This is a genomic window from Vibrio sp. NH-7 (assembly GCF_053643215.1).
In genome coordinates this window covers 827420-844827 of the sequence record NZ_CM132188.1, presented here as the reverse complement: position 1 = coordinate 844827, position 17408 = coordinate 827420, and the positions used below count along the sequence as shown (strand labels likewise).

The 17408-nt window shown below is 45.8% G+C and carries 16 protein-coding genes; 11 read left to right on the top strand and 5 right to left on the bottom strand.

Annotated elements, in window-relative coordinates; genetic code table 11:
* Nucleotides 1-9 precede the first annotated feature (9 nt).
* Nucleotides 10-1245, bottom strand: a complete 1236-nt coding sequence (gene moeA, locus ACUALS_RS18010; protein ID WP_454449288.1) for a molybdopterin molybdotransferase MoeA — start codon at nucleotides 1243-1245, stop codon at nucleotides 10-12.
* Between the two features lie 163 nt (nucleotides 1246-1408).
* Here moeA and folE point away from each other — a divergent pair, with 163 nt between their 5' ends.
* A complete protein-coding gene (gene folE / locus ACUALS_RS18005) occupies nucleotides 1409-2062 on the top strand; it encodes a GTP cyclohydrolase I FolE (RefSeq protein ID WP_038137013.1) in 654 nt (217 codons plus the stop codon).
* A gap of 111 nt (nucleotides 2063-2173) precedes the next feature.
* A complete protein-coding gene (gene dbpA / locus ACUALS_RS18000; protein ID WP_038137010.1) occupies nucleotides 2174-3550 on the top strand; it encodes an ATP-dependent RNA helicase DbpA in 1377 nt (458 codons plus the stop codon).
* 39 nt (nucleotides 3551-3589) lie between these two features.
* On the opposite strand, the gene ACUALS_RS17995 is transcribed toward dbpA, so the two are convergent.
* Both ACUALS_RS17995 and msrB read right to left on the bottom strand, forming a co-directional pair.
* Nucleotides 3590-4327 carry a MipA/OmpV family protein gene (locus ACUALS_RS17995; RefSeq protein WP_454449287.1) on the bottom strand — a complete coding sequence of 246 codons (738 nt, stop codon included), beginning with the start codon at nucleotides 4325-4327 and terminating at the stop codon, nucleotides 3590-3592.
* Nucleotides 4328-4464: 137 nt separating this feature from the next.
* The gene (msrB, locus tag ACUALS_RS17990) at nucleotides 4465-5595 is read right to left on the bottom strand and encodes a peptide-methionine (R)-S-oxide reductase MsrB (RefSeq protein ID WP_416200460.1); all 1131 of its coding nucleotides are present in this window, start codon (nucleotides 5593-5595) and stop codon (nucleotides 4465-4467) included.
* A gap of 188 nt (nucleotides 5596-5783) precedes the next feature.
* On the opposite strand from msrB, the gene ACUALS_RS17985 reads away from it, so the two are divergent.
* Nucleotides 5784-6074, top strand: a complete 291-nt coding sequence (locus tag ACUALS_RS17985; RefSeq protein WP_454449286.1) for a hypothetical protein — start codon at nucleotides 5784-5786, stop codon at nucleotides 6072-6074.
* Between the two features lie 61 nt (nucleotides 6075-6135).
* Here ACUALS_RS17985 and ACUALS_RS17980 read toward each other — a convergent pair whose 3' ends face one another.
* Entirely contained in the window at nucleotides 6136-7338 is a 1203-nt protein-coding gene (locus tag ACUALS_RS17980; protein WP_454449285.1) for an aromatic amino acid transport family protein, read from the bottom strand.
* Nucleotides 7339-7681: 343 nt separating this feature from the next.
* Between ACUALS_RS17980 and ACUALS_RS17975 the strand changes: the two genes are divergently transcribed.
* The 5 genes from ACUALS_RS17975 to ACUALS_RS17955 all read left to right on the top strand — a co-directional run bounded on the left by ACUALS_RS17975 (nucleotide 7682) and on the right by ACUALS_RS17955 (nucleotide 10746).
* A complete protein-coding gene (locus ACUALS_RS17975) occupies nucleotides 7682-7804 on the top strand; it encodes a hypothetical protein (protein ID WP_005471320.1) in 123 nt (40 codons plus the stop codon).
* Between the two features lie 92 nt (nucleotides 7805-7896).
* On the top strand, nucleotides 7897-8469 hold the full coding sequence (locus ACUALS_RS17970; RefSeq protein ID WP_331400967.1) for an acyl carrier protein phosphodiesterase: 573 nt from the start codon (nucleotides 7897-7899) through the stop codon (nucleotides 8467-8469).
* Nucleotides 8470-8504: 35 nt separating this feature from the next.
* Nucleotides 8505-9764 (top strand): DEAD/DEAH box helicase, encoded by a 1260-nt coding sequence (locus tag ACUALS_RS17965; RefSeq protein WP_454449284.1) that lies wholly within the window; start codon nucleotides 8505-8507, stop codon nucleotides 9762-9764.
* A 17-nt stretch (nucleotides 9765-9781) separates the two neighbouring features.
* A complete protein-coding gene (locus tag ACUALS_RS17960; RefSeq protein WP_331402253.1) occupies nucleotides 9782-10321 on the top strand; it encodes a GNAT family N-acetyltransferase in 540 nt (179 codons plus the stop codon).
* Nucleotides 10322-10332: 11 nt separating this feature from the next.
* Nucleotides 10333-10746 carry a GFA family protein gene (locus ACUALS_RS17955; RefSeq protein WP_454449283.1) on the top strand — a complete coding sequence of 138 codons (414 nt, stop codon included), beginning with the start codon at nucleotides 10333-10335 and terminating at the stop codon, nucleotides 10744-10746.
* Between the two features lie 59 nt (nucleotides 10747-10805).
* Here the strand turns inward: ACUALS_RS17955 and ACUALS_RS17950 are convergent, their stop codons facing one another.
* Entirely contained in the window at nucleotides 10806-11933 is a 1128-nt protein-coding gene (locus ACUALS_RS17950) for a fatty acid desaturase (protein ID WP_454449282.1), read from the bottom strand.
* A 529-nt stretch (nucleotides 11934-12462) separates the two neighbouring features.
* Here ACUALS_RS17950 and ACUALS_RS17945 point away from each other — a divergent pair.
* The 3 genes from ACUALS_RS17945 (at nucleotide 12463) to ACUALS_RS17935 (ending at nucleotide 17398) form a co-directional block, all read left to right on the top strand.
* Complete coding sequence (locus ACUALS_RS17945; protein WP_005471216.1) at nucleotides 12463-13023, top strand: GNAT family N-acetyltransferase; 561 nt, start codon at nucleotides 12463-12465, stop codon at nucleotides 13021-13023.
* 99 nt (nucleotides 13024-13122) lie between these two features.
* Nucleotides 13123-14235, top strand: coding sequence for an efflux RND transporter periplasmic adaptor subunit (locus ACUALS_RS17940; protein ID WP_039624526.1), 1113 nt, complete (start codon nucleotides 13123-13125; stop codon nucleotides 14233-14235).
* Between the two features lie 10 nt (nucleotides 14236-14245).
* Nucleotides 14246-17398: an efflux RND transporter permease subunit gene (locus ACUALS_RS17935; protein ID WP_454449281.1), complete on the top strand. Its 3153-nt coding sequence runs from the start codon at nucleotides 14246-14248 to the stop codon at nucleotides 17396-17398.
* Nucleotides 17399-17408 lie beyond the last annotated feature (10 nt).

Sequence of the window (17408 nt, the reverse complement as noted above, 5' to 3'; positions counted from 1 at the left end):
TGGATGCTCCTAGTATAAGGTTGAGTTAAATAGTTGAATGTTCACGGTTTCCCCCGCTTCGACACGACCACGCTCGCGCTCCAATACGACAAAGCAATTGGCTAAGCTCATAGAGCGGAAGGCGCCCGAACTTTGGTTGCCTGTGGTTTCAACCACAAACTGACCATTTTCAATGCGATAGATACCGCGCTGATAATCTGTGCGGCCAGGTACTTTCTTGAACGCACTTTTGGTTATTGCAGGGATCGATTCCGGTGCTTTCCATTCAGTATGTCCGGCAAGTTTTGCAAGCATTGGTTGAACAAGAACGTACATGGTTAACACCGCCGAGACAGGGTTGCCCGGCAAGCCGCAGAACCAAGCGGTAGACAGTTTGCCAAACGCGAAAGGTTTACCAGGTTTAATGGCCAGTTTCCAAAAGCCGATTTGGCCAAGCTCTTCGAGAATGTCTTTAGTGTAGTCGGCTTCTCCGACACTAACACCGCCAGAGGTCACGACAACGTCAGCCAGTGACTGCGCTTGCTCAAAGGTTGCTTTTAGTTTCTCAGGGCAATCGGGAATGATGCCCAAGTCGATAGGTTCACAACCAAAATTCTCGATGAGTGGCTTAATGCCGTAGCGGTTGCTGTCGTAGATCTGACCTTCAGCCAAAGGTTCGCCAAGAGGCTTAAGTTCGTCGCCCGTTGAGAAAAACGCAACGCGAGGTTTCCTAACGACGATCACATGGCTAATACCTAGCGTCGCGATCATCGGAATGTCGCGTGAGGTTAGGCGGGAGCCTGATGGCAATACGACGTCACCTTGTCTAATATCGTCACCGGTAGGGCGAATATTGTTTTGCGGTTTCACATCGGTTTGATTGAACTGGACACCTGAATCGGTTACTTCGGTGTTTTCTTGCATGATGACCGCGTCGCAGCCATCTGGGATTTTCGCACCCGTCATTATGCGAACGCAGTGGCCGTTTGGCCAGTCACCTTCAAAGGGCTGTCCCGCAAAGGATTTACCTGCAACAGGCATAACGTTGTTGGCTTGCAAATCGGCAATACGAATGGCGTAGCCGTCCATCGCTGAATTATCGAAAGGAGGAACGAATATCGGGGAAAGAATGTCTTCTGCTAAAACGTAGCCGATAGCTTCGGCAAGCGGCAATTGTAGGGTAGTTTGGATTGGTTTGATTGGCGATAGCATTTGTTCCATCGCATCTTCAAGTGGCATCAAGCCAGGAGCGTCACAACAGCCCATATCGAAATCCTAATTATTTATTTTATTAGAGTGTTTATTGGCAAGCACTTTACCACATAATAGACCGTGGCAATAATGACCCCCAGTAAAATATGGGTGTAATTATTCAAAAATCCGAGTATCCTTGTCTGCCATCCTAAAGGGGTAAATAAGAGGAATTGGAATGTCTGGTCTTAGCGAATCCGCGAAGTTGGTAAAAGATGCGCTAGAAAGCCGAGGATTAGAGACACCGATGGTGCCTAATCAGTTCACTCGTGAAGAGAAGAAACAGAAAATTGAGCATCACATGCACGAGATTCTCTCTTTGCTTGAGCTTGACCTTACGGATGACAGTTTAGAAGAAACGCCACGCCGTATTGCCAAGATGTACGTTGATGAAATCTTCTCTGGTTTAGATTATTCCAATTTCCCGAAAATCACCGTCATTGAAAACAAAATGAACGTCAGTGAAATGGTGCGTGTAAAAGACATTACGGTCACGAGTACGTGTGAGCACCATTTAGTGACCATTGATGGACGTGCCGCCGTCGCGTACATTCCGCGTGGCAAGATTATCGGCTTATCTAAGATTAATCGTATTGTCCGTTTCTTCGCTCAACGCCCACAAGTGCAAGAGCGAATGACTCAGCAAATTTTGGTCGCGCTGCAAACCTTGCTCGAGTCTGATGATGTTGCTGTTACGATCGATGCAACGCATTACTGCGTGAAGTCTCGTGGAGTGATGGATGCAACCAGCGAGACAACCACGACGGCTTTGGGTGGTATTTTTAAATCGAATCCAGCCACACGCCATGAGTTTTTACACGGCATTCGCTAGGCAAGATTCGGTAAACTGATTTCCAAAAACCGCTTCCATTATGAGGCGGTTTTTACTTTTTAAATCGCGTTATTCACACTGTAAATTACGCGTAGTAAACAAGGTAAATTTGTGACAACTTCATTTAAAACGCTCAACTTAAGACCAGAACTGACCGAAACTTTGGATAGTCTAGGCTACACCGAGATGACACCCATTCAGCAACAAGCATTGCCTTTGGTTCTCGCGGGGAAAGATGTGATCGGGCAGGGTAAAACCGGCTCGGGTAAAACCGCGACATTCTCGCTGGGTTTGTTAAGCAACCTAAACGTCAGCCGCTTCAGAGTGCAAACTTTGGTTTTGTGTCCAACACGAGAGCTTGCCGACCAAGTGGCGAAAGAGATCCGTACCCTAGCGCGCGGTATTCATAACATCAAAGTACTTACCCTTTGTGGTGGTATGCCAATGGGGCCACAGATTGGCTCTTTGGAGCATGGCGCGCATATCTTGGTGGGGACGCCAGGTCGTATTCTTGATCATATGTCAAAAGGGCGTATCAGTCTCAAAGAGCTTAACACGCTGGTGCTAGATGAAGCCGATAGAATGCTGGATATGGGCTTTGAAGAAGCGATTGATACCATTATTGAAGCGGCGCCTAGTAAGCGTCAAACTCTGCTGTTTAGTGCGACATTCCCAGACAACATCGAGTCGTTGTCGGCAAAAGTGATGGTTGCGCCTGAAATGGTTAAAGTGGAATCTACACACCAGAAAAGCACCATCGAGCAACGATTCTTCAAGCTAAATAGCACAGAGGAGCGCGATGATGCCCTCGAAGCGCTACTCCTAACGCATAAACCTGAATCTTCGGTTGTGTTCTGTAACACCAAAAAAGAGGTCCAAAACGTGACCGATGAACTGAGCCACCGCGGTTTTAGTGTGGTTGAGTTGCATGGTGATATGGAACAGCGCGAGCGCGAACAGGCATTGACTATGTTTGCCAACAAAAGTATCTCGATTCTCGTGGCAACAGATGTCGCTGCTCGAGGCTTAGATGTCGACAACTTAGATGCGGTGTTTAACTTCGAGCTCTCAAGAGATCCAGAAGTTCACGTGCACCGCATTGGTCGTACAGGTCGTGCTGGTTCGAAAGGTGTAGCATTTAGCTTCTATAGTGAAAAAGAAGAGTACCGCGTTGCTCGTATTGATGAGTACATGGATATCGCAGTTTCACCATCAGAATTGCCTGAGAAACCAATCGAGCGCCCGTTTTACCCTAAGATGCAAACGATCCAAATTCTGGGTGGGAAAAAACAGAAAGTGCGTGCCGGTGACATCCTCGGCGCTTTGACCAAACAAGCTGGCCTTGATGGTAAGAAGATTGGCAAGATCAACATTTTACCAATGGTTTCTTACGTTGCGGTGGAGCACGACATCGTAAAACCAGCGTTAAAGCAGCTACAAACTGGAAAAATGAAAGGGCGCAATTTTAAAGCGCGCATCATGAAGTAATCGAGTGACATGATAAAAAGGAGCCGTTTGGCTCCTTTTTTAATAGGTGAACTTGTAGGTGACGCCAAGACTGGCAGACCAACCGAGATCGCGTTGAATTAAGGGGGAGTCGATATCATGGTGTTCAAGTTCTAACTTGGCTAACCCCAACCAGTTTTCAGACAGATTATAAATACTGATAAGCCCAGCTTGATAAACCCAACTGCTGCCTGAGTCATACTCGTCTAACCCTGACAAGCGAGATTCATCGGCGGAAATCGAGTAGAGGTGGCGAGAGAGCTTTTTGTCTCGATAATCGACCTCGATGTAAGGCGTAAACGTGATGTCGTTGAAGGGCAAATCCAAGGTTCGACCTAAATGTAGTTGCACCTCGTAACCATTATGTTCGCTCGTGACATCGTGTAAGTATGTCAAGCGTGCCCCAACGGTACCGACAGTAAAACCAAGCTCACCATTGCCATCTCGATTGTCGATACCTGATGGAATATCATCGAAATCATCCGAGACTTGTGCAAAGCGCCAGTTTCCACTGAGGCCAAAATAGGGCAGAACCGATACATTGATTAAACTGCCATCAATAAACCCATACTGGCCATTGTAAAAGACATTGGGTTCGGCAGAGATGCCAGCTTCGTCTTTGTCAGAAAACACAGTTTGACCATAATTGACGCTGCCGCCGATAAAGCCGAAATCGTAATATTGCTCTTGCGCGTGGGTAGTAAAGCTAAGCCAAAAAGCGGTAGAGGCGAGCAGCAAGCCCGGTTTTGTGATAGTCATAGATTTCTCCTTTAATCTACAAATATCAGAACGGTCAATAACAAAAATAATTGCATCGAAGCTGAAAAATATTCTGGGCAATGCCTAAACAAAAAGGCCAACTCGAAAGTTGGCCAAATCATCGACGTTTGGATGGATTAACTGTCGAACAAGTAAAGGTACTCAGCGTAGCCCTCTTTCTCGAGATCTTCTTTAGCGATAAAACGCATTGCAGCAGAGTTCATGCAGTAACGCAGCCCTGTTGGCGCAGGTCCGTCTTTAAAGACATGACCTAAGTGGGAATCCCCAAATCGGCTACGAACTTCCGTTCTTGGATAGACTAGGTGATAGTCGGTTTTAGTGACAATGTAACCTGCGTTGATCGGTTTCGTAAAGCTCGGCCAACCTGTGCCCGATTTGTATTTATCGGTGGAGCTAAATAAGGGCTCGCCAGAGACAATATCGACGTAGATGCCGTCACGCTTATTATCCCAATATTCGTTACGGAACGCTCGTTCGGTGCCTTCCTCTTGAGTGACGTAATATTGCAATTCAGACAGCTTGGACTTGATTTCGTCGTCCGAAGGTTTTGCGTACGGCTTAATGCTTGAAACGGCTTTTTTCTCATCGATTAATTGGCGTAACGTTTTTGGATCATCTTTGCGAGATTCACCAAAGATACCATCCAAATATTGGTCACGACCGGATGCGTAGCGATAGTAGTTGTAACGGATTTTATTACGCTTGTAGTAGTCTTGATGATACTCTTCTGCTGGCCAAAACTTCTCAAACTCAATCAGTTCTGTTTTAAGCGGTTTTTTGAAGATACCGAGTTCATCTATCTCGGTCATAAAGCGCTGAGCAATTTGTTTTTGAACATCATTGTGATAGAAGATAGCTGGTCGATAATGTCGACCTCGATCCACAAACGAACCTTGATCGTCGGTCGGATCGATGTGACGAAAAAACTGGTCAAGGACTTGCTCATAGCTGACGGCTTTTGGGTCATACTTCACTTCAATGACCTCGATGTGACCCGTTTTCCCCGATGATACTTGTTTGTATGTTGGGTTTTCCAGCTCACCACCAGAGTACCCGGATACAACGTCTAAAACGCCTGGGAGTTTTTCTAAATCCGACTCAGTACACCAAAAGCAGCCTCCCGCTAGCGTAGCGACCTCGTAGCCTTTTAACGGTTGCCCCGAGCCATCCTTAGCGCTGCCCCAAAATGATGCCATAAGTGCCAGCAAGGCAACGGATGGAAGGGCAAATTTCAACTTCACTTTCATATCAACCTCATCGATTGTTTTTGTTATCGCTAGATAAGAACGAGTTATTTTGGAAAAAATTTCACTTTCTCATTTGTAGTCATATTAGCGTGCCCAGATCACTGACAAAGGTAGAGCGCTGAGAAATCGTTGCCAAAACACTCACCTACGATGCCTACATTGACGATTCCTTTACAGGCACCTTCAAAATGCGGTTTGATGCGAAAGTTACGTACACTCACCATTCCCAGTACCTAACAAAACTGACGTTGTCTGGAAGTAATGACAGCGACGTTCAACTCAATCAGTATGACAATATTATTAAAGGTAATTCTGGTGAAAACACGGTTGTCGCTAGTGGGGCGAGGGCTGACTACACCATAGAGCGTGATAGTGGCGGACAAGTACGCTTAACAGATACGATTTCTGATCGTGATGGCGCAAACACGCTATCGAATATTGAGAAAATTCAATTCACAGATCAAACCGTGACTTTGTAGACCGAATTAAAAAGAAAAAGAGCCCTCGATTTATTGAGGGCTCTTTAGTGTATAACGAGGTTTAGCCAAGTGATGGCAAAAGACCAACAGTGATCAGCACTTGCGCAAACACGATAACAACGCCGACCGCGCTCGTCGCGACAAGCCCCGCATTGCCACCTTTAACTTGGTAAAGATGTTTAGGTGCGTCAACACGAGCTTTTCGCACCATCAAAATTGGCAAGAAAATGGCTAATACAACCAAGGCAATTGCTGCATAGCCAAGTGCCATAATGAATCCTTGTGGGTAAAACAGCGCAAATCCCATGGGTGGCAGGAAGGTGATTAACCCGGTCATCACGCGAGAGCCGCCGTTTGTCTTCTTCTTCAAGGTGTCCCCTAAAAACTCAAACAAACCCAAGCTTACGCCAAGAAAAGAGGTCAGCAGCGCAAGATCTGCGAAGATCCCGATGGTTTGGCTGAGGTTAGATTGATGAACGGTTTGAGAGAGAGTTCCGATCAATGCGCTTAAGCCTTGATTCTCAAGTAGCGTTTGTTGGTTTACGACTCCAAGTGTAACCACTTGCCAAAACACGTAAATGATAAGAGGAATGGCAGAGCCAATGACAATGGCCTTACGAAGCGATGGGGTGTGTCCGTCTAAGTAGTTTACGATAGCAGGAATACTGCCGTGAAAGCCAAACGAAGTGAAAATGACAGGGATTGCAGCGATCACAATGCCTTGCTCGACAGGCATACTTAACAGGTAAGACTCAGTCACATTTGGCGCCAAAAACGTCAGCACGAGTGCCATTGCTACCACTTTAACCAAGAACAAAACGCGGTTTACCTTGTCAACGGTTGCTGTTCCAATCGTGACAACGCTTGCCACGATTAGGGTAAAGAGGAGTGTAGAAGTCGTTGATGAAACCTCTAGCCCAACAAGCGCTTGAATACGCTCACCAAACTGTGAACCGCCTCCAGCGATGTAAGCAGCACAAAGGGCGTAAAACAGGAACATCATAGCAAAGCTTGCTACCCACTTTCCTTTTTTGCCGAGAAACTGGTTTGCTAACGTATGTAAAGTCGCATCTTGTTCAGCATGCTGGTGGACCTCAACCATCAATAACGCGGTATACGCCATCAACGCCCATAGACCTAGCATGATAGCGAGTGATGTGGTGAAACCGATGCCTGCCGAAGCAAGAGGAAGGGCGAGCATGCCTGCGCCAATGGTGGTGCCTGCGATGATCAAAGTACTACCGAAAACCTTTGATTTAGTCATGTATAAAATTCTTTACATTGATGGTTATGTATTTAGCTGTTATGGCTAGTGAATAGGCTAAAATTAGCCATAAATCCTTAGTTTCGTGCATTGTGTAAAAATATAAGAACACTTTCAAGTAAAATGTACAGATTAATTGCTGTTAGTGTAAAATTTAATATACAGTAACTTGTGGTGCTTGATTGTAAACGGTTTCATGGGATTGCAGTCAAAGCGTGATAAAAAATTACTTTGCACTTTCACGAAACTGTCATATAAGAGGTTTAAAAAGGAACAATAGACCACATTTACAAGGTGAGACTTGTAAGCAGGTCTATAAAGTTGTTTATCAAAGGAGGTCAGAATGAGTGACCAAACACAAAATGAAGAATGCCTAGAACTGCTAGATGCAATGGAAATTGGCTTCGAGCTTTCAGACTACGAACAGTCAATCGAAGCATTAGCAGAAGAAATCTTCAATAAATAAGCCTAGGCTCGTGCCTAGCTACCAGAATGAGCCAGTGCAATCGCGCTGGCTTTGTGCTTTTATAAGCCAAGCGATAACAGTCTGGGAATCATGTGAACTATCTTGCCCATTTACACATTGCGGATTATTGTCAGTCGAGCCTGTTAGGGAACTTGCTGGGTGATTTTGTTAAAGGCGATCCGCAAGGGAAATATCAACCGTCCATTGTACAAGGCGTTCGCCTGCATCGTTTCGTAGATGGGTTTACCGATAGTCACCCCCTAGTCAAACAAGCAAAAGGGTTGTTTCCCCAAGGCCCACGCCGATTCTCTGGCATTGCACTCGACATGTTTTGGGACCATTGTCTTGCACGTGATTGGGACGCTTTTCACCACCTATCTCTTGAGCTATTTTGTACTTATGCCGAACGCCAAGTTAACGCTACGCAAACCAACTTACCTGAACGATTTGAACGAATTAACGGTTTGATGTGGGAAGGGCGTTGGTTAGAGTCTTATCAGAGCCTAGACAATATTGGCTACGCATTAGAAAGAATGTCACGTCGTTCGCCACGAATGGGACAATTGACAGAATGTACTCCCTATTTGGAGCAGAATTATGAGCACCTAAGCCAACTATTTGCCCGCCTGTATCCCGATGTACTAACTGCGAGCAAGAGATTCTGATAGAATCGTCGACCTTGCATTTATAGGTAACACGCATGTCGACGCAATTTGAATCACTTGGGCTATGTCCAACCATACTTTCCACATTATCTTCACTCGGCTTTGAGCAACCCACAGAGGTTCAAACGCAAGCCATTCCTCACGTATTGGCAGGGAAAGACGTTTTAGCCGGCGCTCAAACGGGTACGGGCAAAACGGCGGCATTTGGTTTACCGATCATCCAAAAATTAATCGAGTCTGAGGCAAAACGCGATCCACAAAGTAATGACGTTCGCGCCTTGGTTCTGGTTCCGACTCGCGAGCTTGCTCAGCAGGTATTCGACAATCTCGTTCAATACGCACAAGCAACTGAACTCAAAATTGTTACTGCTTACGGCGGTACCAGTATGAATGTTCAAACTCGTAATTTGGAACAAGGTTGCGACATTCTGATCGCCACGCCGGGACGTTTAATTGATCATATGTTTTGTAAAAACGTGAGCCTACTTAAGTCAGAGTTTTTGGTGCTCGACGAAGCGGATCGAATGTTAGATATGGGATTCATGCCAGACATCCAACGTATTCTTAAGCGTTTTAATGCCGTTAGACAGACACTGTTCTTTTCCGCGACGTTTGATAAGCGAATAAAGAACATCGCTTACAAGCTTCAATCTGAACCGGTTGAGGTACAAGTCTCTGCATCAAACAGCACCGCTGAAACCGTAAAACAGATGGTGTATCCCGTCGACAAAAAGCGTAAAGCGGAGCTTCTGGCGTATTTGATCGGGTCTCGAAACTGGCAGCAAGTCTTGGTCTTTACCAAAACCAAGCAAGGCAGTGATGCGCTGGTTAAAGAGCTAAAACTCGATGGTATTAAAGCGGCATCAATCAATGGCGACAAAAGCCAAGGTGCGCGTCAAAAAGCGCTTGATGATTTCAAAGCAGGCAAAATTAGAGCTTTGATCGCAACTGACGTCGCCGCTCGAGGTCTTGATATACAAGAGCTAGAGCAAGTGGTTAACTTCGATATGCCATATAAAGCAGAAGACTACGTTCATCGCATCGGTCGTACTGGCCGAGCAGGGAAAGAGGGCTTCGCGGTCTCCTTTATGAGTCGCGACGAACACTACTTACTTGAAGCAATTGAACGTCTCTTAGACACGCGCTTGCCGCAAGAATGGCTGCAAGGTTTTGAGCCAAGTTTAGTAGAAGAAGTCGAGCCAGAACGTTCACCGCGAAGAAAGAGTCGCTCGTCTGACAAGCGTAAAATGAAGGCAAAATTGAAAATTCACGCGAATCGAGGCAAGAAACGCTAACCATCAAGGTAATGGCTATGACCAGTAAAAGAGAGTTAGCGGACATCAAACTCACATTGCTTAACTTGAGTGATGTAGAGCAGCTGCTCGCGTTTGAGATCGAAAATCAAACTTGGTTCGAGCAGTTTATTCCCCCGAGAGAGCAAGACTTTTACTCGTTGGAGGGGGTTACTCAGCACATTCAAGAGTTCTTACTTGAGTTCAAGTGTGACCGTTTGCTCCCATTGCTGATAAAAGATAATAGCGGGCAGATCATCGGGCGTCTCAATTTTACCAACGTTGATTTAAAAAAAGGCACCGCTCATGTTGGTTACCGTGTTGGCCAACACTCTGTTTCCAAAGGTGTTGCGACGATCGCGTTGAATAAGGGAATAACAGAACTGAGCAGTAAAGGGATCAAGCGGTTATTTGCTTATGCCGATGAAAACAACATGGCGTCACGAAAAGTTCTTACTGCCAATGGGTTTGTCAAAGTTCGTATCGTGGAAAACTACGCGCAGTTGCATAGTAAGCCGATAAATTGTATAGAGTTTACTTGTCTAATAAATAAACGATAAGGAAGCACTCAATGGAATTTCCAGTCTCAGCAGCATGTCAGTGTGGTCAAGTCAGTTACACACTTAAACGCGCTCCAATGAAGGTCTTTGCCTGCCATTGCCAAGAATGCCAAAAGCTCTCAACGAGCCCATATAGCGTCACGGCTGTGTGCAATACCGAAGACGTAGAGTTCCGTGGTGAGATGTCACAGTGGGAGCGCTTAGCCGAAACTGGCAACAAGAATTATGCGAAATTTTGTCCTCAATGTGGAAATCGCATCTACCACTACAACCCAGATGCACCAGAAACAGTAAAACTCAAACTAAAACCTGTGGGCAGTGAAGTCTCCGAGGAGTTTGCTCCTCAAGCACATGTCTGGGTGAGTGAAAAGCAAGCCTGGCTTACCCTAGAGGAAGGGACGGTGTGCTTTGATAAGCAGCCTTAAAAAAATAACCTTAAAAAACAAAATGGGGAGCAATTGGCTCCCCATTTTAATGTTTGGTGTTATGCGTATTGGGCTAACTGCATTTCCCAGCGTTTACGTTGTGAGCTGAGCTCTTGTTTAAGATGTTGATAGCGCAGTTTAAGTAATGAGCATTCGTACTTTTCAGTCAGGCTACTCTTTTGCGCTTCAAGAACTTGTTTCTTGATCTCATAGTAATCACTCATTTTAGTGATCAGTTGTTCAAACTCTCGATTTAACGCCTCTTTAAGCTGTAAAGCATTGGGTAGGTTTTCGATTTTTCTTTGTGCGATTTCACGACACATCTTAGCGCGCGCTTTTTCAATTTTGAGCTTGGGCGTCACTCGTAGTTTACGAGTCAAGCCTAGCCATGAACAACTCTTAATCAGCCATTTCGTTGGGTCATACTGCCACCAATAAATCCCATTTCGGTAATCGTTCTCGAAGATGTGGTGATAGTTGTGGTATCCCTCCCCAAAGGTAAAGAATGCTAACACGCCATTATCACGAGCGGTATTTTTGTCTGTGTAGGGTTGGCTGCCCCAAATATGAGCCAGTGAGTTGATAAAGAAAGTGGAATGGTGGCTAAGAACCAATCGAAGAACGCCCACAATCAACAGCATGCCAAGGACATCACCATATACAATGCCTAAAACGAGCGGGATTCCAACGTTGGTTATGATCGCGAGTGGAATGTAGTACTTGTGCTGCCACATTACGATTTTATCTTTCTGTAAGTCGCGGCAGTTGCTGTAATCGGAATAGGTATTTGCGTTGTACTCACGCAGCATCCAGCCAATGTGTGAAAACCAAAAGCCGCGTTTAGCCGAATAGGGGTCTTTGTCGTTGTGGTCTACATGTTTGTGGTGGATTCGATGGTCTGAACTCCAGTGCAGCGCGCTGTTTTGTAGAGCAAACGCCCCACCAATAGCAAAAATAAATCGCAGCACTCCGTGTGCTTCATAAGTTTTGTGTGACCAGAGACGATGGTAACCCGCGGTGATCGACAAGTTACAGAATGAAAATGCGACAATAAACCATATCAAGTGCTCAACACCATATCCTGTCGTAAAACCATACCAAGGAACGACGACGAGAGCGACGATGAATGATAAGAGAAAAATAGCGATATTGAGCCATATCAGTGGCGGTTTACGCTCGGTGGACATGGATAGATTTCCTTTCAGCTAACAATTGTACGCCAGAATATCAGCGTACACGTGTAAGTCAAATGAAAGAAAATCAAAAAGTGACTAGGGTCTGTTAACCTTTCGCGGTTAAATTTTGTTCGGATGGGGACGCCTAGTCAAAATCGTTTTAGGCGCGGCAAGGGTTGTGTAGCCTAGTCATTCTAAGTAAATACCCCTTAACAAAGCATAAAACGATTTTAGTCCGGGGCGCGTAGCCGAACCCTTCGGGCAGCGTTTGTGGTTCATTTGTACTGCGTTATCGGCTTTTCATGTAGGCTAGCTACACTTCAAAGCCTCTGTCTGCTCTTGCTTGTAAAGAAATAGAAATTTCCCACAAACTGCTGCAGAAATCAGCTCGAAAGCTCAACAGACCCTAAATCATCGTTAAAAGTCGAGCGCGTTGCGACGGCTGCAACACGCTTTTGTTCCAGAGTTATTGGCTTTTTGTTAAATGTTTAATAGTATGAAGAGGTACACAATCCTTAACAGGACGTAATAAGGACTACAAATGGAATTAAAAGTAGCTGAATATAGCGATTACGAACGTATCGCTACGCTGCACGCACAAAGCTGGAAGCAGTTTTACCAAGGTATTCTTGGTAAAGAGTATCTAGAAAACGAAGTATTAGAAGAACGTTTAGCCGTTTGGCAAACTCGCCTTATCAACCCTCCCTTTAATCAACACGTGATTTTAATTGAAGAGGGGGGACTGCTGTGCGGATTCATTTGCGCTTTTGGCAATCATGATTTTGAAAAAGGCACCATTATTGATGCTTTGCATATTGACGATGCCTATCGAGGGAAAGGACTAGGTTCTATCCTGATTGAAGAAATGGCGAAGTGGATTCATCAATATTTTCCGGATAATGGCGTTTATTTGGAAGTGATGAAAGATAACCTTCAGGCTATAGAGTTTTATGACTATATTGGCGGAAAAAATGCGCAAGAAAGACTCTGGAACGCCCCTTGCGGTAATCAAGTCACTGAATTGGTCTATTGCTGGAAATCACCCGAGATTATGCTGGAAAACATCATGGCTCACGCCAAATCCAGTTTAGTAACAAATTGAAACACTTAACTTCCTTCCTCTGATATTCTTCGGACACAACATAGTAGCCCGTTAGGTAATTTGGCCAAGCCTCTTTAAATATTACCTAACGGTCTATTCATGAAAAAAACACTGCTATTGTCTGCACTAACCAGTGCAATTTTACTATCAGGATGTGGTGAACAAAACCAAGGGAACAATCAAGCGCCAGCACCACTTGTTGTTGCGGAACAAGTGAAAACTATTGAGCATCAAGCGAGCAAATCCTACATTGGCCGCGTAGAAGCGGTTGAAGACACCAACATTACTGCTCAGGTCACTGGCTATTTGAAACAACGTCATTTTGATGAAGGCCAAATGGTCGAGCAGGGCCAATTGCTCTATTCGATTGAACCTTCCTCTTTCCAAGCTCAAGTCGCGACTGCAAAAGCGACGCTTGCACAAGCCAATGCGGCACTTAAAAAAGCAGAACTGGACTTTCAGCGCGGTAAAAACTTGCTCCCTAAGGGCAGTATTTCGCAATCAGAATTCGATAACCTTAACGCCACCTTATTAGGCGCAACAGCCCAGGTTGAAGCGGCTAAAGCGCAGCTTCATCTTGCAGAGGTGAATCTGTCATACACCGAAATTCGTGCTCCATTTTCTGGTCGGATTGCACAAAGTAAAGTCAGCACGGGCGATCTGTTGTCACCACAGTCGGGCATCTTAACCACATTAGTGAGTCTTGATCCGATCCATACAAGTTTTAGCATCAGCGAACGAGAGCGTTTACAAATGGGGATGGACAAGGTGACCACTCGTTCTGCCAACGAAGCCGACTCCGTTGAAGTTAAAGTGATGTTGGAAAATGGGGAATACTTCCCACATGCAGGTCAACTTGATTACTTAGGAAACCGAATCGACTTAGATACAGGCACTATTTCAATGCGCGCAGTGGTGTCTAATCCAGAGCTGCGATTATTACCCGGTCAACATGTTCGTGTTGAACTCAAAGAAAAGCAGGCGAGAGATGCGTTGGTGATTCCGCGCCGCGCAGTGCAAACCGATCTCGAAGGTAACTTTGTAATGGTGGTAACAGAGGGGAACGTTGCGGAACGCCGCAATGTTGAACTTGGCCATCAAGTTGAAGGAGGAATCATTATCCGTAGTGGGATTGCCGACACGGATAAGGTGATAACCCAAGGCCTTCAACGAGTACGTAACGGTGTTCCTGTACGAACAGACGCAGAATAAAGGAGCTTAAATGTTAAGTCGATTCTTTATCCAGCGTCCAAAGTTTGCGCTGGTCATCTCCATCATATTAACTTTAGCTGGAGCGATCGCGTTGGCGATCCTTCCTGTAGCTGAATACCCCAAGATAAGCCCTCCGTCAGTAAGCGTCACGGCGTACTACACGGGTGCCAGTGCAGAGGTGGTTGAGCAAGCTATCGCAGATCCAATAGAAACATCGGTCAATGGTGTTGAGGACATGATTTACATGTCTTCGAAAAGTGCCAACGATGGTTCTTACAACCTCAACGTCACGTTTGATGTTGGGACCGATCCTGATATGGCGCAAGTCAACGTTCAAAACCGCGTTTCTCAGATCGAGTCGAAGCTTCCTCAAGAAGTGAGGATGGTCGGTGTAACGGTTAAGAAGCGATCTCCTGACCTGTTAATGGTGCTTAACTTCTATTCACCAGACGGAAAATACGACGATCAATTCTTGATTAACTACATTAACTTGAATGTAAAAGATCAGCTTGCTCGAGTGAAAGGCATCAGTGAAGTAAGCGTCATCGGCGGCGGCGAATACGCCATGCGTGTTTGGCTAGACCCTGAGAAGATAGCGAACCTAAAACTGACTACGTCAGACATACACGCAGCGCTCGCTGAGCAGAACGTGCAAGTTGCTGCTGGTCGCGTTGGTGCAGCGCCTTACAATGATGTTCAAGAAGTCCAGTTTAACTTGGTGACCAAAGGGCGTCTTGAAAGCGTGGGCGAGTTCGAAAACGTCGTCTTGCGAGCAAATAGCGACGGCTCAACGGTTTACCTCAAAGATGTGGCTCGTGTAGAGCTAGGTAAAAAGTTTTACGACGGCAGCGGCAAGTATCGTGGTCAAGATGCGTCAATTGTAACGTTATCGCTTCAATCTGATGCTAACGCACTGGAAAGCGGCCAAGCTGTTGTGGATATGCTTGATAAACTGAGTGTTAACTTTCCTGAAGGGATGGAATACGAAGCAAGCTACGACACAACGCTATTCGTTGCTGAATCTATCAAAGGCGTTGTTAAAACACTTATTGAAGCGATTTTGCTGGTTATTGCGGTGACCTACTTGTTCTTAGGCAGTGCTCGAGCAACCTTGATTCCAGTTGTTGCAATCCCTGTGTCATTAATTGGTACGTTTGCTGTGATGCAAGCGACTGGTTTTACCATCAACACGGTGACCTTGTTTGGTTTGATTTTGGCGATCGGTATCGTGGTGGATGATGCAATCCTTGTGATTGAGAATGTCGATACCACCATGGCAAAAGATCCAAGTATCAGTCCACGTAAAGCGACGTTGATTGCAATGAAAGAGGTGACGGGGCCGATCATTACTTCGACCTTAGTGCTGCTTGCGGTGTTCTTGCCAGTGGCGATGTTGCCGGGTATTACAGGGATTATGTACCGTCAGTTCGCTTTGACGATCTGTATTTCTGTAGTTATTTCATCAATTAACGCGCTAACCTTGTCTCCGGCTTTATGCTCATTGGTGCTGAAACAAGGGGGTGGAAACACCTCGCGTTGGTTCGCTGTATTCAACCAAGGATTAGAAAAAATCACCCATCGTTACGGACAAGTAGCAGGTTTCTTGGTCAAAAAAGCCATGTTACTTGGGGCGTTTTTCCTAGTTGCAATTGCAGCGGTGACCTTCTTCGCGAAAACGACATCAACGGCGTTTGTCCCTCAAGAAGACAAAGGAATCCTGCTGGTTAACGTCCAACTCCCAGATGCGGCGTCCTTGTCGAGAACGCAAGAAGTGACCGAGCAGTTAGTCGATATGGTTGAACAAGAGCCAGGTGTCGATGGTGTCACTGTAGCAAATGGCTTTGCCTTTATGACAGGTGCTGCTGCGTCAAACGGTGCGTCACTGTTTATCAAACTGGAAGATTGGGATACGCGCAATGCGTTGGAAGGCGATCACTCTTCAACTGCGATAGCACAACGCATCAATGGCCGTGCCGCGATGGAATTGCCACAAGCGGTTGTATTTGCGATGGGACCTCCTGCGGTACCTGGTATGGGGGCAGCCTCTGGTTTCGAGTTTGTTCTTGAAGATACCCTAGGTCGCAGTCGAACCGACCTTGCAATGGTCATGGGGCAGGTGATTGAAGCGGCAAATAAGCAACCGGAAATCGCCTATACATTTAGTACCTTCCGCGCCAATGTTCCCCATTACTATGTCGACATTGACCGAGAGAAAGCGCAGCAATTGGGAGTGCCACTTTCAAGTATCTTCCAAACGCTACAGGGTAACTTAGGTTCGCTCTATGTAAATGATTTTACGATGTTTGGTAAAAACTTCCGCGTCACGATGCAAGCCGACAGTGAACATCGTAGCAGCATGGATGATTTAGAGCGCTTCCACGTTCGAACATCACAAGGCATGATGGTGCCGCTTAGTACCTTGGTGAGTTATGAGCAAATCTTCGAGCCAGATGTCGCTTGGCGATACAACATGTACCGCAGTGCGATTATCCAAGGTCAACCAGCACCGGGTTATTCAAGTGGTGATGCCATTGCTGCAATGGAGCGAGTGGCCGCAGAAGTTCTCCCTCATGGCTATCAATATGAGTGGACAGGATTAGCTTATCAAGAAGTGCTTGCTGGAAACCAAGCGATCTTTGCTTTCGCGCTTGCACTGATATTTATCTATCTGTTCATGGTTGCCCAATATGAGAGTTGGAGTATTCCATTGGCGATAATTTTGGTGGTGCCTATCGCCACGTTAGGTTCGTTCTTAGCACTTAATTTGACGGGAACGCCGCTCAATTTATATGCGCAAATTGGCTTAGTGTTGTTGATTGCGCTCGCCGCAAAGAATGCAATTCTGATTGTGGAATTCGCCAAAGTTGAGCGAGAAGAGAAAGATGTGCCAATCGATGAAGCTGCGGTACACGGTGGTAAGCTGCGTTTCCGAGCGGTGAATATGACATCGTGGTCATTCATCTTAGGTATATTCCCGCTGATTTTTGCCTCAGGTGCTGGGCACGTGAGCCAGAACTCGTTGGGTATCTCATTGATTGGTGGTCTACTCTGCGTATTGTTGGCGGGTACCTTCTTGATACCGGGTTTCTATGCTGTTGTTCAGCGCCAGCGAGAGAAGATACACGGTGGTAATACCAAAATGATCCCATTGGATGATGAGTAATAACTAAGAC

Coding starts and splice junctions, on each gene's coding strand:
- moeA (WP_454449288.1), bottom strand. CDS start 1,245: ATGGGCTGTTGTGACGCTCCTGGCTTGATGCCACTTGAAGATGCGATG.
- folE (WP_038137013.1), top strand. CDS start 1,409: ATGTCTGGTCTTAGCGAATCCGCGAAGTTGGTAAAAGATGCGCTAGAA.
- ACUALS_RS17995 (WP_454449287.1), bottom strand. CDS start 4,327: ATGACTATCACAAAACCGGGCTTGCTGCTCGCCTCTACCGCTTTTTGG.
- msrB (WP_416200460.1), bottom strand. CDS start 5,595: ATGAAAGTGAAGTTGAAATTTGCCCTTCCATCCGTTGCCTTGCTGGCA.
- ACUALS_RS17985 (WP_454449286.1), top strand. CDS start 5,784: ATGCGGTTTGATGCGAAAGTTACGTACACTCACCATTCCCAGTACCTA.
- ACUALS_RS17980 (WP_454449285.1), bottom strand. CDS start 7,338: ATGACTAAATCAAAGGTTTTCGGTAGTACTTTGATCATCGCAGGCACC.
- ACUALS_RS17975 (WP_005471320.1), top strand. CDS start 7,682: ATGAGTGACCAAACACAAAATGAAGAATGCCTAGAACTGCTAGATGCA.
- ACUALS_RS17965 (WP_454449284.1), top strand. CDS start 8,505: ATGTCGACGCAATTTGAATCACTTGGGCTATGTCCAACCATACTTTCC.
- ACUALS_RS17960 (WP_331402253.1), top strand. CDS start 9,782: ATGACCAGTAAAAGAGAGTTAGCGGACATCAAACTCACATTGCTTAAC.
- ACUALS_RS17955 (WP_454449283.1), top strand. CDS start 10,333: ATGGAATTTCCAGTCTCAGCAGCATGTCAGTGTGGTCAAGTCAGTTAC.
- ACUALS_RS17950 (WP_454449282.1), bottom strand. CDS start 11,933: ATGTCCACCGAGCGTAAACCGCCACTGATATGGCTCAATATCGCTATT.
- ACUALS_RS17945 (WP_005471216.1), top strand. CDS start 12,463: ATGGAATTAAAAGTAGCTGAATATAGCGATTACGAACGTATCGCTACG.
- ACUALS_RS17940 (WP_039624526.1), top strand. CDS start 13,123: ATGAAAAAAACACTGCTATTGTCTGCACTAACCAGTGCAATTTTACTA.
- ACUALS_RS17935 (WP_454449281.1), top strand. CDS start 14,246: ATGTTAAGTCGATTCTTTATCCAGCGTCCAAAGTTTGCGCTGGTCATC.